General features: G+C 41.8%; 15 protein-coding genes and 3 pseudogenes. All 18 read right to left on the bottom strand.

The annotated features are described in order from the left end of the window. Positions 1 to 6: 6 nt before the first annotated feature. Positions 7 to 671, bottom strand: a pseudogene (locus ACFINI_RS08735) (lysozyme). A 13-nt stretch (positions 672 to 684) separates the two neighbouring features. Then, on the bottom strand, positions 685 to 1965 hold the full coding sequence (locus ACFINI_RS08730; RefSeq protein WP_375647774.1) for a hypothetical protein: 1281 nt from the start codon (positions 1963 to 1965) through the stop codon (positions 685 to 687). Between the two features lie 17 nt (positions 1966 to 1982). Next, positions 1983 to 2234: a hypothetical protein gene (locus tag ACFINI_RS08725; protein ID WP_375610781.1), complete on the bottom strand. Its 252-nt coding sequence runs from the start codon at positions 2232 to 2234 to the stop codon at positions 1983 to 1985. 9 nt (positions 2235 to 2243) lie between these two features. Next, positions 2244 to 3015, bottom strand: a pseudogene (locus ACFINI_RS08720) (phage tail protein); the annotation flags it as partial. 880 nt (positions 3016 to 3895) lie between these two features. Beyond that, a complete protein-coding gene (locus ACFINI_RS08715; protein ID WP_375647770.1) occupies positions 3896 to 4399 on the bottom strand; it encodes a hypothetical protein in 504 nt (167 codons plus the stop codon). 1 nt (position 4400) lies between these two features. Continuing rightward, a complete protein-coding gene (locus tag ACFINI_RS08710) occupies positions 4401 to 4958 on the bottom strand; it encodes a hypothetical protein (protein ID WP_375647765.1) in 558 nt (185 codons plus the stop codon). Then, entirely contained in the window at positions 4946 to 5743 is a 798-nt protein-coding gene (locus ACFINI_RS08705) for a beta-hydroxyacyl-ACP dehydratase (protein WP_375647760.1), read from the bottom strand. Before ACFINI_RS08705 ends, ACFINI_RS08710 begins: the two co-directional genes overlap by 13 nt. A 270-nt stretch (positions 5744 to 6013) precedes the next feature. Beyond that, positions 6014 to 6808 carry a citrate/2-methylcitrate synthase gene (locus ACFINI_RS08700; protein ID WP_375647756.1) on the bottom strand — a complete coding sequence of 265 codons (795 nt, stop codon included), beginning with the start codon at positions 6806 to 6808 and terminating at the stop codon, positions 6014 to 6016. A 94-nt stretch (positions 6809 to 6902) separates the two neighbouring features. Further along, positions 6903 to 8120, bottom strand: a complete 1218-nt coding sequence (locus ACFINI_RS08695) for a hypothetical protein (RefSeq protein ID WP_375647753.1) — start codon at positions 8118 to 8120, stop codon at positions 6903 to 6905. A gap of 6 nt (positions 8121 to 8126) precedes the next feature. Next, positions 8127 to 8789, bottom strand: coding sequence for a class I SAM-dependent methyltransferase (locus tag ACFINI_RS08690; RefSeq protein ID WP_375647749.1), 663 nt, complete (start codon positions 8787 to 8789; stop codon positions 8127 to 8129). Positions 8790 to 9184: 395 nt separating this feature from the next. After that, positions 9185 to 9547 (bottom strand): hypothetical protein, encoded by a 363-nt coding sequence (locus ACFINI_RS08685; protein ID WP_375647745.1) that lies wholly within the window; start codon positions 9545 to 9547, stop codon positions 9185 to 9187. Further along, entirely contained in the window at positions 9535 to 10863 is a 1329-nt protein-coding gene (locus ACFINI_RS08680) for an AMP-binding protein (RefSeq protein WP_375647741.1), read from the bottom strand. The genes ACFINI_RS08685 and ACFINI_RS08680 overlap by 13 nt, the downstream gene beginning before the upstream one ends. A gap of 91 nt (positions 10864 to 10954) precedes the next feature. Further along, positions 10955 to 12241 (bottom strand): beta-ketoacyl-[acyl-carrier-protein] synthase family protein, encoded by a 1287-nt coding sequence (locus ACFINI_RS08675; protein ID WP_375647738.1) that lies wholly within the window; start codon positions 12239 to 12241, stop codon positions 10955 to 10957. Positions 12242 to 12254: 13 nt separating this feature from the next. Next, positions 12255 to 13322: a hypothetical protein gene (locus ACFINI_RS08670; RefSeq protein ID WP_375647733.1), complete on the bottom strand. Its 1068-nt coding sequence runs from the start codon at positions 13320 to 13322 to the stop codon at positions 12255 to 12257. 1 nt (position 13323) lies between these two features. After that, positions 13324 to 13707, bottom strand: coding sequence for an acyl carrier protein (locus tag ACFINI_RS08665; protein ID WP_375621709.1), 384 nt, complete (start codon positions 13705 to 13707; stop codon positions 13324 to 13326). After that, positions 13707 to 14486 carry an SDR family oxidoreductase gene (locus ACFINI_RS08660; protein ID WP_375647728.1) on the bottom strand — a complete coding sequence of 260 codons (780 nt, stop codon included), beginning with the start codon at positions 14484 to 14486 and terminating at the stop codon, positions 13707 to 13709. The genes ACFINI_RS08665 and ACFINI_RS08660 overlap by 1 nt, the downstream gene beginning before the upstream one ends. Before the next feature lie 353 nt (positions 14487 to 14839). Then, positions 14840 to 15013 carry a hypothetical protein gene (locus tag ACFINI_RS08655; RefSeq protein ID WP_375647723.1) on the bottom strand — a complete coding sequence of 58 codons (174 nt, stop codon included), beginning with the start codon at positions 15011 to 15013 and terminating at the stop codon, positions 14840 to 14842. Positions 15014 to 15055: 42 nt separating this feature from the next. Next, positions 15056 to 15416 (bottom strand): annotated as a pseudogene (locus tag ACFINI_RS08650) (toprim domain-containing protein); the annotation flags it as partial.

The following is a 15416-nucleotide window of genomic DNA, read 5'->3' as shown; positions in this document are numbered from 1 at the left end:
ATAAGATCATAGGCGGTGCTCCTGAAAGCGTTTAGCTACAAAGAAAATACCAGTACATGCGGCTAAAACCATAATGGTTGCTAAAGCCCATTGGATTGGTCCATTGCCTGCTAACAAACCACCAAGACCTGAGAAAGAACCAATAATCGATGCCAATGCTTCTGCTTTGAAAACCCCCGTTGGTGCTTGCGTTTCTACTGTTTGATAATTAGAAGAAACATAAGCCCCTTTCGCCCACAACCCTGCCTCTGCTACACGCCGGTGTACAAGACCTTGTAAACGCTTGCCTCCCGCTTTGGTCCATTTCTGCAATTCGGTTGGTACAGCTTCATAATCCCCCCGATTAAGCCTTTTAAGCAATGTAGAGTTTTGGAAAGCTGCAATACCCACATTATAACAAAAGGAAACAAGAGCGCCAAATTGTTCATCGCTTAAATTCACACAAACTGCTTTTTCTACCGCTCTCTCATATTGCTGCAAATCTGCTAAAAGCATGGTTTCGGCTTTTTTTCCGTAATCACCATACCCTCAACAACTGTTGGTTGACCGGCTTTTTTCGTATGACCATAACCAATCGTCCATATGCCAGAAGCATCTTGATAAGCCTGCAAGCGCAAACCTTCCCACTTTTTTAAACAGTATAAACAATCTTTACTTATTTTCCGTGCCATTGTTCAATTCACCTTATAAATATACCTTTATGAGTACTGCTCCATCACCGCCGTCGCCGCCAATTTTGTCGCTTCCGTGTTTCCCATCAAAATATCCACCGCCGCCGCCGCCATCCTTAACGCCACCACCTCCACCGCCCCAAGCCCATACTTCGATATCGGTGTCAGCAGTAATACCATCAGGCAATGGAATATCTCCGCTTTCTGTCATCAGAATTTCAACAGGTTTTCTAACCCCGCCATCATTGTTGCCGCTACCAGCGCCGCTGCTATTGCTACTATTTGCTTTGATTGAAGCCATCAGTTTGGCTGGTGAGATAAGTGCATCCACTGTTTTTGTGCCATCAATCCAGTCTTGTTTGCCAAGAGGTTGAATGAGATCAACTTTTTTCTGTACACTATGTGCTGTATCTTGCGCTTTATCGGCTGCTGTTTGCGCAATATTTGCCTCAGCTTTTGCACTGTCTCCCGTTTTTTGTGCTGTCTCAGCCGTTTTTTTTGCATCTACTGCATAAGCTTTTGCATCATTTGCTGTTCTTAATGCACTATCTGCAACGTTCTTCGCTTCACTTGCAACATGAATCCCTTGTTGTGCAACATCTTCAACTTTATCAATTTTTGCAATCTGTGCACGTTCTGGAGGAGTTAAGATAAGATGCTTTTTCCCTTCCTTCATATTCTCCATATCAAATACATCTTTTTCTATTTTATCTGGATCATAAACTGATTTTGACATACCAAAAGACTTTGAGCCTACAAAATAACGAATGGTATTTTTGAGATCTACCGGAGATATGGGATAATAAACACCTTCATCTCCCCTCCGCCATTTTTCCATCGTTGGCTGCGTAGAACTCAACCATCGTAGCTTTGATCTTTCCTCTATGGTTAAGATCTTTTTGGTAGGACCCTCGTGCATATTTTCCATAGAAAATGCATTTGCCCCCACATTGTCGGGATCATATGTAGCAGCCTTCATATCGCCAATCCCTAAAGGCGATATTTTTACCCAGCCAGCGCCTGATAAAATCGCATTCTCATGCGCTTCACCACTTGCTTCAATATCGTGAATTGTGACCTTATTTTTGTAAGCAAGAGCTCCAATATCTCTCTTTGCAATAGCATCATCAGCCTTTTTTCCTTGAGCAGCGGTTGCAAAATATTCTACCTCATAAGCTGCTGCACTCCCCACTGAAACAGGTGCAAGAGCCTTACTATCTAAAACACCTTCTTTGACTTCTTCTTTTGTTGCTGGTTCAAGCTTAAATATATGTGTGTGATAGGGTAATGGCATCGCGTTTCATTCCTTAATCAGTTCGTTGTCTTGTTGTGTGAGAGAGAGGACTGCAATTCATCAATCAGTTTTTGCATGATCTCTATGCGTTGATCTGTCGCTTCTTTATATTCTGCCAAAGCGCTTAAAAGATCATGCTGTATGTCGCTTTTGACAAGATCAAGTACCTTATTTAAGGGTGCATGAACCATTCGATTGCTTGCATAAAAAAGGACGCGGATTTGCTCCGCGTCCGCAATATCATCAATAGCAGACGGATTATTGATCATTTGAAAAACTCACGATTTTATGGCATAAACAACCGGTACATTAACAGGGCGTGTTTCTGCCTCGCCCGTTGAAGAAATAGTTACCTTATGCGTGTGCACTCCAGCAGGTTGTGTATCTTTTGTATAATATGAATTACCAAAAGCAGGATTTCTGCCACCTATTTGACCAACTCTTGTAACCATAGAATAATCATGCTTATGCGTATGTTGACCTGCCTCTTCAATGGTACAAGCATGTGTATGCGATTTAAGGCAATCTTGCTGTATATCGGCAAATTGTCTACTTCTGTCTAAACCGCGACCATTATCAAAGCCGCGCAAAAACACTCCTCTAAAGTCTGGAACTTTAAAGGTTGTATCGCTGTTTTTTCCCCATTTATCCCCTATCGCCTTGAATAATTGCGGATAATCCTTGCGTTCATAAGTAGCGCCATCACATAAAAGCCAGCCGTTTGGGACTTCTTGCATAGCAAAGGTCGCAATAAAACCACAAGGAAAGGTTTCGACCTTCGGTGGTGGAATTGGGGGTAGGGTTTAAAAGATACCAGCCATCAAGACCTTTTGTTGATACGCCATCATTATAGACTATTTCATAAATACCATTTGTTTGTAACTCACCACCTGTCAATGGTACTATTCCCGTGCTGGTGGCTTTATAGAGTGGCTTTGCTCCTATATTATTCATGTTTATTGTTGTCGTACCAATATTTATACCACACGCCTTAAAGCGGATAATGATATCGTTTTTATATTTTGCTATTGGAGAAAGCGTCGTCAACGTAAAGGAGAAGTGCAATGCACCTTTACGAGTTTTTTGGACTTCATGATTTTTTATACAACATTATGCCCCCCAAGATTATGTGCCCTTAAGCAGCTACAGTCGTTGATACAATATCCTCAGCAAGCATTTGTTCATCTTGCACATATATTTTTAGTATTTTTAATAATTTTTTTTTGGAAGATTTCTTGGTACGGCACGCGATACATCAGTGCTAACGTTCTCTTAAAAAACACCCAGATAATTAATCAGCTTCAAAAAACAACCTTACCAATGAAGTACTAGCTAGAGGGTTGCATGCACAACGCAATAATGGCACACTGCTTCCCACAAGCGTGCTTCACATATTGCACGCATAGCCTGTACAGAGTCTACCGCTCCTAAATACTCAAACGTAAAAACGTAATGCTACTGGATCGTATAGTGACCGCAGCTGCACCCTTAAACACCGGTTCCTCCCCATATCATAATGCTTGACAAAAGCATCATGCCATCATAGCAACGGCTTTGCGTAGGGGTTCCACAACATAGTTCTATAAATTGTTGACGGCATTGCCAAGCTAACAGTTTTCTTGCCCACCTACGCCAATGAGACCATCACTATCCTCTTTTTGAATCGTAAAACAAAATGATTTCCCATGAGCGATAAACCATCTGCTCAAAGTCCAGCTAGCTCAAACTCATAGCATTCTAAACCTTTAGGCTCGCTCTTCCCCCAAGGGGGTATAGTCAGATATATCACTTCCCTCTCCTATTCACGCGCTGGGATAAAAAAATCTGAAACTACGAGGCAACGCTGCATTTGTATGCAGCGTTGTTGTTAGGAATAAGCTTCTATTGAGATAGTTCTAATGGGAAGTACCCACAGCTAATGGTATAGGGATTAATTTGGATTCTTTCGAAATGCTATATATAAATTTAATGTGCCGCCCCACAACACACCACCAGTAAACCCACTTAAAAGACCAAAAAGAAGGTTAAAATCAAATGCATATTTCAAATCAGGTACAACCTTGAGAAAAACAATCAATGTGAATTTGATGACAAAAGCGATAAGAATAAATGTCAGCGTCAACGGCGTACCAGGCAGAATAATGAAATCCGTTCCCTCTTTGATTTTTAAACGCGCAGTAGCACGCCAGAGCAACCAGCCAACGCCAAAGCCGATCATCAGCCCTGCCAACATTGCGATTGCTCCCCAGCGTGGGAAAGCCAGCTGGTTAATCACATCGCTTGCGCCCAAAAAAAGAAAGACTAACGGCAAGAGAAAAAGACGGTAAACCTTCGTTTCCCTATCTTTCAATGCGATTATTCCCCTCGAAATGAGAAAAATAAGCAAAATCCAAGCCCATAAAGGGGTTCCGGTCAGAATGTTAAACAATGACATATTATGCTCCATGATGTTTGATGCGATAAAAATGTTGCATGATGTTAGGAAGATATTTAGAAAAAAGAATACCAGTACAAATTAAACCCATAGTGATTAACCAAATCTGGGGGGGCCATGTAAAAAAAGCCACTAGAAGACCATTGGCAAAAAAGATGATTACCCAAATCCATGTAATATATTTATTGATGAGATAAAATAGGATATGTTTGCGTTTTTCTTCAGAAACACCAGCACTGGCATAAAAAATGGTAAAGGGTTTCTTTACCAGCAAGCTAATCAATGAAACCAGAGCAAGTGACAGATAGCAAAAAACTGTGGGGTAGTTCAGTAAAAGTGTAGACCATCCAGCGAAATAATTAACAAACAGGACAATAACTGTCAGAATGTTAGTAATCATCACGGGTTCTCCCTGCCGGACAATTTTAATATTCACAGCAATAATGAACAATAAAATCACAGTTAAGATGAGAGAGCGTTCGACCAGAGTTAAAAAGTTTCCATTGATAACCCAGGAGTAAATACTCCACGGAATAAAAGAGATTATTATGTTAAACATGGCGCATCCTCCTTTTTATATTTGATAGAAAACTTACCGCAAGTGCTTCGTTTTTTAGTTTCCGTATGAATATAAAAAACGCCACCCGGTTCATACTCTGTATCCTGTTTAATGGTCAACCGATAGGTATCTCCCGGATAAACTGCTTCAATGAACTTTACTTTTTTCAGCGCAACAGATGCGATATTTTTCGCCCTACCCTGCGTGGCCAAAGCCAGAACCATCTCAATCAATAGTGAACCAGGACATACGGCGCGGGAGGGGAAATGTTCCTCAAAAAGCGGGTGATGAGCATTAAAGGAAAAAGTACAAGAATCTCCGGTTACGGAGGAAATCTTACATAAATCGCCTAGTAATGGAAGAGCGGCTTTCTCAGAACACGAGCTAAGGAAGCAGACCTTACTGACCATGATGATTGGCTGCGCAATAACGGCCCTGCCATTGCCGTATGGGCTGGCCTTACAGTGAATACGGTAGGTCTCATTAATGCGTTCAATATGTTCTTCAACGCATAACCGATCGCTATCAAAATGGGTGGTAGAGAAAAACTGTTCAACCATAACAGGGAGATAGCGATAAGTGAGATCCGAGTTTTTAGCCACCACGGTGGCGAATCGAACTGAAAACTGATGCAAGGCTTCGAGTAACAAGCCCTGTTTCAAATAGTTATGGGCTAAATTCCATTGAGAAATATCGATTTGTCCGTAAGCACGCATCGGTGCGGTTAAGGTGATACTCTGACATATACTCAAGAAATTTGGCTCGGTGCGATGCTTTATAGCCATAATTTTGGGACTTTTTTATATTTTTTTCTTAAATCCTTTGATGATAAACTGAAGGAATGAGTGCTAAACCGCGCTTGATAGTGCGCGAGAAGTATCGGCATACGACAAACGAAAAAAGCCAACAATCCCAGCTCAGGAGAAGCCCGATGTTTGCTCATGATGCTTGCAATTAGAAAATCGACATTGGGTTGCAGTCCTGTATTGTCCGAAATAGATCGCACAAGCGAACTGAAGGGGCACATAGGCATCTGAAAGCGTGAAAAAAAGAAATCAACCCGGACATCCCATTGCATAATCGGATGACCAAACCTTGGCCAGGGTTTGTCTTTGCAATAATGCGTTACCGCCCGCCTTAAGATTCCCGGCTTCAATCTCATGGAGGACACCAGAAAGTCGCATGATAGCATATTTGCAGGCTCCCATATGCACGGAGCCAATGGCACTAAACCCACCGATTAGTGCAGAAATGACGTCGCTCTTGGTACTGATAATAAATCTTACCATGGTGGTTGTGGGTGTCACAGTACCAAACCCGCCCAGCAGTAGAGACATGCACCCGCAAAGCACATTAATATCCCAGTCGGAAGAAGCTTCCTTGCTAGTTAATACTAACCAAAAAGCAAGCTCCAAGGTATTGCAATTTTCGATCGCCGGCAAATCGGAAAACTGTTGGGAAGAGCACGCCAATGCAATAATCCACGGCATCAGCAAGATAATTTTAAGACAACCACCGTCGCTTACGGGAGCCATGACCTTACCCTGAGCCGCAGAAACCTCAACTTGCGATAATAACATCATAAATCGCTGCGTTAAACTCAAAGATGGCAATACATTGATCAGTTGATGCATCGCCTGCAGTTTGGCTGTAGGGTTCGTCTTTTGCAGTTCGGCGTTAGCATTCTGAATCAGCCGATCCATCTGTTCTTCATTAAGAAGGTTGCCGGTCAGTACAAACCATGCGTTCTGCAAATAACGGTTTTCATCGGCAATATCAATCAAATTACATCCACGAATAAACAATGCGTTATTATCTAAACCATAATTATCAATAACATCATCTGACATGATTTACTCCTGCTGCTCCGGTGACACGCTATAAAACCTGATGTTGACATTTATCGTATGCGAATTCCCTGATACAATTTCATTACACAAATTATCAAGTTGCATTACAGGACTCCCTTGCGTCATAAACTAGCAGGCATTTCCCTCTGGGTGAGAAAAGCAAATCGCTATATTCGACGAGGGTGAGATTAATACGCCCGCGCTTTTTCATATAGGCTTCATAAATATCCAGCAAATGATAGATTTCCTCAGTTAGTTCGGACAAATCAAGGTTGTGAAATACTTCGCGGCAGATTTTAATATCCATAATCTCTTGTCTATCCGCGGATAAAGACAATACAATTTGAACAATCACATCGGGCAACCTTCGATTAATAATTTTGAATATTTTTTCATGGCTAATCAAATTTCCCATGAAATTAAAATCAACAGCATTGCGTTTAATACCTTCAAAATAGAGGTCACCATTTTCAACGGATAATGTGCCCATATCGCCCACGGAGTATCTGATAAGTTTGCGCGAGGCATCGGGATCCAGCGATGTCACTAGCAGTCCTCTCTTATCTTCATATTCAAAGAAGAAATCATCGCTGAAGAGTAGGTACCGATTAAGCCGCCCTTCGGCGGACATACCAATGAAACCGCACTCCGACAAACCATATAAACCAATTATCCGCAGATCGGCGCCCAGCATCTCGCGCAGATAGTTTTCATGCACGCTCAGCATCGATTCACCAGTAAAGACCACTTTTTTAATTGCCAGTGGAACCCCAAGGCTGAGCATAGCTTCAACGAACTGAACGATGGTGCTGGGCACACCAAACAGTACCGAGAGCCGTATTTCAGCCAGAAACTCGAAATGACTCTTCAGCAGCAGAGCAATATCGCCAACCGGCACAACATGTGCACGGCAATTTTTTAAAATTTCACACGCCAAGTAGTGTAAAGATGAAAACAGATTAATCGTAAACAGGTTGCCAACAACATCCCCTGGGGAAAAAACCTGCCGCGCGCGCAGGTTACGAATTAAATTGCGCTCTGATGAGCTGATCCCTTCCTTACAGAATTTTAAACGAACGTTGGCCATTTTCATCGCCCCAGTGATGCCACTTGTAGCACTAATCAGCATCGGTAAGTGTTCACCCGCAGAGTCCACTTGAGTCAAAGAACCACTATCACCAGTGATCGAATAAACGCGTGTACTTATCCTAACCAAATCGCGGAAAGCAATGTAATCGAGTGCATGGCAGCCAGTTATTGCCGTTATACGTGGTTGCATTTTTGCATACATTTCAGCACAGAAATAATCCATGATAACTCAGACCTTTTTAATGAAAATTGCACAACCCAGAGCTGCTAGACCTTCTCCACGTGTCACTGTCCAGCTCATCTCACTAAGATCGCAGCCGTATAAAAGATCGGTGATACCGGCTAATGTAAATTTTTCTTCTGTGGACATAGCTGCCACACCGCATTCACGACGTGATTGATTAAAAATACCCAGTGCTGTTTCTTCTGAATCAGCTAGGGGGTCGTGGATGATAATACGACCGCCGCGATCTAAAACACAGCACAACTCCTGTAATCCTTTTTTAGGTTCAGCCCAGTGATGAATTACGGAACGGGCATAAATCATTGAAAAGGAGTTATCGGGAAACGGTAAATTGCTGACACTGGCTTCAATGATGTTGAATGCATGCTGGTATTTTAACTCGGTACATTTTTTAACACAAAACTGAACCATACGGGGATCGATATCAACCCCGTAAAAGGAATAGTCTGTGAGTTTTTGGGAGCGGTAAAGTTTGAAAAGCATGTGGCCAGTTCCCATGCCAATATCGAGAATTTTTTTCTTCGCAGAAGTAACACCAGATGCTTCTTCCAGAATTCTTTCCATCAAATACGCATTCCACGATGATGTACCTTCAGTAGCATACCTTTCATAGTGCTCAGGGGTGATATTCACCAGTAAATCATTCATCACATATTCCTCTAAATGAAGCTAGTTATGGCATTGCCATAAACTCGTTAAAAACTAACTGGGTATAGAAACGGTTATGTCCTCATATAAGAGGTCATCTAAAATAATTGATTGCAAATATGCATCCAGCAAAACAACGGTTATCACAGATTGACAAAGATAATAGCAGTTACAAATAAACGTCATCCCTTTAAACGCAAATATATTCCCAACGTACCGAAAAACACATCGCGTCCTGCCATGTTCAACTAAAAAATAATCATTTATATCAAAAATGCACGCCGAGATGGTGCATAATGCCTTATACAAGCTCTCCATGCAGCTAAATATTGTGGTGCATAGACGATTATCCAGCACCTGCCCTGCTGGAAAGTCCGCGCATTTTTTACAGTAATCTAGCATAAATGGTCTCGGTAGTTTTTTTTCTCAATAAATTCGATATCAACCCCGACAGACCGAATCCGCGGATCTTTATTAACCAACATAATACTTTTACTCCGTCCATGGCTTACAGAACTGTGTGACATCTTTACATCTGGCAAAATCCGTTTAAATATATCGATAAAAAGTACCTTCGCCATTTCACGGTGCAATATCATTCTCGATGTACGTCTCGTCGATACAGGCAAATAACGATGAAGCCTATCAATAGCTAAAAAATAGGTATAAAAAGAATGGCTCACAATGCACAGATAATTGTTTGCACGACGATTAACATACACTCTGCTCATATCATGAGCTTTATCTACATGGTACATTTTATTTTCCCTGTATTTGTCGTGGCAATTTTTCTGATATTTACTTTAAATGCATACTGATACCATTTATCAGTCAATAGTTTAGTAACGACTTTAACCTGCTCACTATTTGCCGACATATCAAGGTTGAGATAAAGATCGCCGTTCTGTGCTTTTGAAAAGTAATGCCTTAAACATCCGGCATACTTAATAATGTCATTTGAGATCAGTTGAACTGGGATAAACTTACCATTGTGTTTAAATTCATTAACGGCTCTGGCTATCCAGTAATAGCATTCGGATTCATCTTTAACAAACAGGTCGCCGGAATCAAACCATTCATCACGCGGCTTTAATTGCAAGGAACTATCAACATAACCATCACACGCGAAAGGCGTTTTATAAAACATACGGCGCACTGAATCAGAAGCATCCGACCGATCAATGGGGCGCAAATCAATTTTTATATCACTCACCAGAACCTTACCCGGTGCCACAACGCCATATTTACTGGTTCTTTCAATATCGCGTAGCGAGCAGATCTTATTATGAAACAAGCGCGGTCCGGATTCGGTCTGACCGAAGTTATTCCATAACGTCGTGCATGATGAGAGGATGCCCGATGCTTGTACGGTGAGCAAACGATCGGATGCATTCAAGATATTTTGCACATGGATTCGGCTTTTGGTAAAAATGTCGCTTACTTCCAGCATCCAGTCACCGATTAAAGGCAAGTTGGTAATGCTATAGTGCGAAACGAGTTCAACAATATTACTTATTTGAAATTTTTCAAATACCAGTTTGCTATCCGATAAGAAGGCACATAGCATAGTAGAGAGACCATACATATACTGCACCGGGAAATAACACAATGAGCAATCTTCATTACTTAGTCCAAGAGATTGGCTCACCGCGATGGCATTCTCAATCAGAATATTTTCATGATATTGAATCAACTTCGGCTTACTGGTTGTTCCGGAGGTACAAAAATAGAAATGCGCGCACGGATATGCTGTAAAATCAGCCAGATTTTCGTTCACAGTTGAAAAACAGTGATCAAACGCGATATTAATCCGGTGACTGATGATACTAATATTCCTAACTTCATGGCTCATTACAACAGCCGCAATGCAATTGGCATCAACCAGCATATCAACAATGTCTAAATCATGAATACTGACGATCCAAGCTTTCAATTTTAGCATAGACGCAACAAAATAGCTGATTAGACCTTCGAAATTATTTCTAATCACAAAAACAAACAGCTTATTTTGCTCCTCTTGCGGGCGATCACGAAAATATCTAACTACGGTATCTGCACACCCTTTTGTCATCATGCTGACATCCTCTGCCGAATAATGACTGTGATGATAAATCACTTGCCAGTTTCTTTCTAATAAGGAATATATTGTTAGCATGAGGTGTCCCTTACAGATATTGTGGATTCCCTAAAACCAAGCTGCTTGCGCTACTACCCATACCAAATGAGTTTTTCAATGCATATTTAAGCGGTCGGTACTGATTCTCCCTCACAAGCGCAATGCTAGCAGGCAATTGAGGATCGATTTCATCACAATTCAAAATTTTAGGCAAAACATTGTTCCGAAAAGAAACCAGTCCACACAAAATTTCCATCGCACCGGCAGCAGCAATCAGATGCCCGTGCCAAGATTTTGTTGCCACAATCGCTGGGTTGTACGCGCCAAAAACCGTTCTGATTGCGCTGGCTTCGTGCTGATCATTTTGTACTGTCGATGTCCCATGTGTATTCACAAAATCAATAGCGGTAGGGTCAATACCCGCATGTTCGATGGCTCGTTCCATCGACAGTTGCATTTCGAGATCATCTTTATGCGGCGCTACAATATGCTGTGCGCAAAGTGCACCGCCGTAACCCAATAAATAGGCCAACGGCTCACGCTGCCGCGCCAGTACGTTAGATAATTTTTCAATAACGAACAGACCTGCGCCCTCCGCTAAAACAAATCCGCTGCGATGCCGGTCAAAAGGCCGCGAACGCCGTGGTCCACTGTAGTTTTGATCAGTCGATATCACTCCCATTTCTTCTAATCGCGCAAGATTCAGCGGGGTGACTTTCGCAGAAACACCGCCGCAAATCGCCGCTTTAACTTCACCATTGCGGATGGCTCGCATCGCGAGGCCGATACTTTGCGTTGATGCAGAACAAAGGCCTAGAAGAGCAAAGCTCAGGCCCGCAAACGGGATAATTTCATGTATCGTTTTTAGAACCGCAGTTGTATCGAGATCAAAAAACTCATCAATTTTAAAATGTTCTAGCGCGACATCGACCAAGCATTGCTTATCCGCGTCGGCGGGAACCTTGTCTGCAAAACCGATACACTTTTCAATATCGATTGCCGATTCATCAATCCCTACAATACAGCCAATATCTTCTGCTGGATAATATCCCTGCAAATGCAGTTGTTCATGCAGTCTCTTTGCTGCTAAGCCCGCATAAAAAAGCTCGCCGTTTCTGAAGGATTTTTTTTTAGGCCAGCGTAGCAACTCATTACCTTCTATAGGAATCCCAGCTTCATGAGTTTGAAAATACTGGTGATCAAATTTTTTAATCTTCCGTATACCACTTTTCTCACGCATAAAGCAGGCGTGAATTTCATCCAAGTGGCTGCCTAATGGCGTAACAGCCCCATATGCACTAATACATAATGTATCTGCATCAAAATGGGTATTCATTGTAAAGCTCCCCTTAGTGTTTAATTATCCAAATATTTCCGATACCATAATTGATAGCCGCACCAGTCAGCATAACTCGGGCCCCCGAGGGAATCGCAGGATCATTAAGACAGCATAAAATATCCAGTATGTTATTGAGTTTTCCAGTGTACCCAGTTTTAGATTTATAGTTAACAACCGGTATCCCTGGAAAAAATTTCTCTAGCGCTGAATATTCAGCTATTTGTTGCATACGAATACCGTTGTTATAACTAACAATAACATCAGGTTCCCCCTGTTGCGTTCGTTGTTTACTCAACAGGCTTTCCCAGTCCCGTTCTTCAAAACTGACTTTAGGGCAATAACGAATAGTCACAGAGATTAATTCAGCTAGTACATCGCAACTGTTATTGTCTAAAGACATCACTGCTGCCCCCCAACTCGGGATAATACCAGAAATATCTTTATCACTTTGTCGAATTTCACCGAATTTTTTAAAGACAGTCAGACTATCGAAGTTCAGCATATTTGCTGCACTAACAACCATCGCTCGCTCTTTTGCAATTATATTAGCGATGTCAGCATAAGCCAATTTCAATGCAACTAGGCCACTTAATGATGCGGCACGTAACGGCATCCCTTCCTCATGATCAAGTAACAATTTTGAGATGTGATACAACACATTTGTTGGCAACAATCGCAACGTATTCAGAGGATTATTCATCTCCTTATACTGCTGGATATGCTTCCAGACTGAACCATCGTCCTTATATTTACGGCAAATTTCAAAAAGCAAATCAAAGCTGCGGTCTTCGCTATCGCATGCAGTATATAGAAAAGCTTTTGCATGCTCCGCTAGGCAATCTTTACTTTGAAAATCTATCAGCGCATTGATTACCATTTTTGACATATCATTTAGCACTGAGCGGTCTTCTCTGCTGACCAGCTTCTTGTCTATCATAGACGGTGTCGAAAAGTGGTAATAGTCCATATCACAAGGATTAATGTCATCCGCAGTGCTGAGCAGCTGGCTCAGCGCTGCACTATTAGGCGCGAATTGCTGATACACACCATAGTTTTTTATATAGACCCTTTCCGTCATGCTAGTTGCGCTTTAAAACTGATATACGCTGGTTGATATAATTCAGCGTGAAATAGGAGTAGAGTTCTTTAAACTGGATTTTCTTATCAATCGATTCATATTCTTTTAACCCCAGCAGGTCATTGATTTTAGCAACACCTTCGCTAGTCCACTCTTTGGTATCAAATGAGTAAAATGCTTCTGTAGTGGCCCATTTATTTACCGGCCAAAGGCTTTCAGGGCTAACATCAACCTTGAAGTGCTTTTTTAACTCGAAGGCAAAATCAATATAATCAATCGAAGTCATTCCGTAATCAGAGAATAGCGACTTGTGCGGATCAAGCTCTTCTGACTCATCAAGATACATGACATCTTTAAAAATCTGGCTAATTTTTGTAATATACATTAGATGATCCCCTCACCATTCCCGATCGTTAATGAAACGCCTGTAGTAATAATTTTACCGTTAATAAACGCATTGATAGCATTCGCAACATCTTCGGCAGCCAACATTTTCCTCATTGGGATGGTTTTTTCTATGCTAGCAATACTTCTTCCTTCTTTCGCACAATAGTCCTGAAGCATCTTTGTCTTGATATAACCAGGGCTTATGCACAGCGTTCTGATATTGAATCGGCCCATTTCCAATGCAATGCCGGAGAGATATCTTTCCACAGCTGCCTTCGTCGAGCCATATAAAGAGTTACCCACTCTGATTTTTTTTGCGGACACCGAACTGATAAACACCAGCTTGGTCTCATTTTCTTTATACTGCTTCATCGTTTTGACTACCGTATTAAAAATCAGCACGGCTGACAGATAGTTAAGACGAGTGATGGCGTTAATATTTTCGGGTTCCAGCTCATCGCACAAACATGCTGGGTTATAACCAGCACAGTAGATAGCTATCTCAATTCTAACATTTTCTAAGGCAGCACAAAACTGCACGACGTCTTGCTCAGATGTCAAATCCAAGCGAACTGGCAAGACAGCACTTTGGTACCGATGCTTCATATCACTAACGGCGGTTTCATTACTGAACCATGTAAAAACTACGAAATAACCACCATTAATTAGTGAATCTATGACATTCCCCGCTATCTCAGCAGTCCCTGCGACTACCAGCGCCAACGATTTTTCATTATATGCAGGATTATTTACGATATCGACAAAACTATGACTCATGCCTCCCCCTTATATTTAAGCATGCCATAAATCTTCTGGCACAGAATCACCCTTGATAAAACATAATCTCAATGAGTCTATATAGACGAGGATGTCTGCTTACTTTCGCAGTACCACCTAAATTAATTAAAAGCAGTTGCTTTTAATTAAAAAATTACCAGTACCTAAAGGCCAAAATTGTCATGATCCTCCCGAGTATATTGCAGCCCCGAATAAAGCTGCAAATCTGGATCAAACAGCTGGCTATGCCCGCTCTTCAACCAAGTTTGGTCATAACTAAAAGAAAAAGTCTCTTTGCCTCTGCCAGATGCAGCATAAAGCTGCCCCATGCGACATGGGACTTCCGTGCCAGCCTAATGCGCCCAGACTTCTATCGCTTTTTGTTTTGACGCTTGCATTAATCTCTCTTGGGCACGCAGCGTTTCGTGTGCAGCAGGCCAGAATCCTGCAAACTGCGTCCCAGCGGATCGTTCCCTTCTAACAACAATAAATCTTTTCCAACCGTAAACAAGCATTATCGTTATCATTGACGGGGGTATTTTCATTGTTGTTTTGTAAATGACTCTCTTTCATAGTTCCTTCTTTTGAGAAAGTAATACGTTATTAAAATCGGTTCCTTTTGGAGCTTGCATGATAAAAACCTCAAGGCCTTGTCTATAGGCACACGCAGCGAGGTTAAAACCTGCTTTACGACCCGCATCATCGCCGTCCATTGCAATGGTGAGACGCCCTTTTATAAGGGGGTAAATTCACACGCATCATGCCACTGGTTGAAAGGGACGCCCATAAATCAACGGGCTCTGATAACAACCCAGACAAAAGAGCCAAACCGGTTTCAATGCCTTCACAAATGACCAGATGTTTTGGATTGGCTTGGCTTAAATGCACCCCACCACCCGTTACAGATCCCAACATGGCTTTTGCTGGTTT

Origin of the sequence: Bartonella sp. AA56HLJMS, from assembly GCF_042197145.1 — a bacterium.
GTDB lineage: Bacteria > Pseudomonadota > Alphaproteobacteria > Rhizobiales > Rhizobiaceae > Bartonella.
This window is presented reverse-complemented; position numbering and strand designations above follow the sequence as displayed.

Coding starts and splice junctions, on each gene's coding strand:
- ACFINI_RS08730 (WP_375647774.1), bottom strand. CDS start 1,965: ATGCCATTACCCTATCACACACATATATTTAAGCTTGAACCAGCAACA.
- ACFINI_RS08725 (WP_375610781.1), bottom strand. CDS start 2,234: ATGATCAATAATCCGTCTGCTATTGATGATATTGCGGACGCGGAGCAA.
- ACFINI_RS08715 (WP_375647770.1), bottom strand. CDS start 4,399: ATGTCATTGTTTAACATTCTGACCGGAACCCCTTTATGGGCTTGGATT.
- ACFINI_RS08710 (WP_375647765.1), bottom strand. CDS start 4,958: ATGTTTAACATAATAATCTCTTTTATTCCGTGGAGTATTTACTCCTGG.
- ACFINI_RS08705 (WP_375647760.1), bottom strand. CDS start 5,743: ATGGCTATAAAGCATCGCACCGAGCCAAATTTCTTGAGTATATGTCAG.
- ACFINI_RS08700 (WP_375647756.1), bottom strand. CDS start 6,808: ATGTCAGATGATGTTATTGATAATTATGGTTTAGATAATAACGCATTG.
- ACFINI_RS08695 (WP_375647753.1), bottom strand. CDS start 8,120: ATGGATTATTTCTGTGCTGAAATGTATGCAAAAATGCAACCACGTATA.
- ACFINI_RS08690 (WP_375647749.1), bottom strand. CDS start 8,789: ATGAATGATTTACTGGTGAATATCACCCCTGAGCACTATGAAAGGTAT.
- ACFINI_RS08685 (WP_375647745.1), bottom strand. CDS start 9,547: ATGTACCATGTAGATAAAGCTCATGATATGAGCAGAGTGTATGTTAAT.
- ACFINI_RS08680 (WP_375647741.1), bottom strand. CDS start 10,863: ATGATGACAAAAGGGTGTGCAGATACCGTAGTTAGATATTTTCGTGAT.
- ACFINI_RS08675 (WP_375647738.1), bottom strand. CDS start 12,241: ATGAATACCCATTTTGATGCAGATACATTATGTATTAGTGCATATGGG.
- ACFINI_RS08670 (WP_375647733.1), bottom strand. CDS start 13,322: ATGACGGAAAGGGTCTATATAAAAAACTATGGTGTGTATCAGCAATTC.
- ACFINI_RS08665 (WP_375621709.1), bottom strand. CDS start 13,707: ATGTATATTACAAAAATTAGCCAGATTTTTAAAGATGTCATGTATCTT.
- ACFINI_RS08660 (WP_375647728.1), bottom strand. CDS start 14,486: ATGAGTCATAGTTTTGTCGATATCGTAAATAATCCTGCATATAATGAA.
- ACFINI_RS08655 (WP_375647723.1), bottom strand. CDS start 15,013: ATGATAACGATAATGCTTGTTTACGGTTGGAAAAGATTTATTGTTGTT.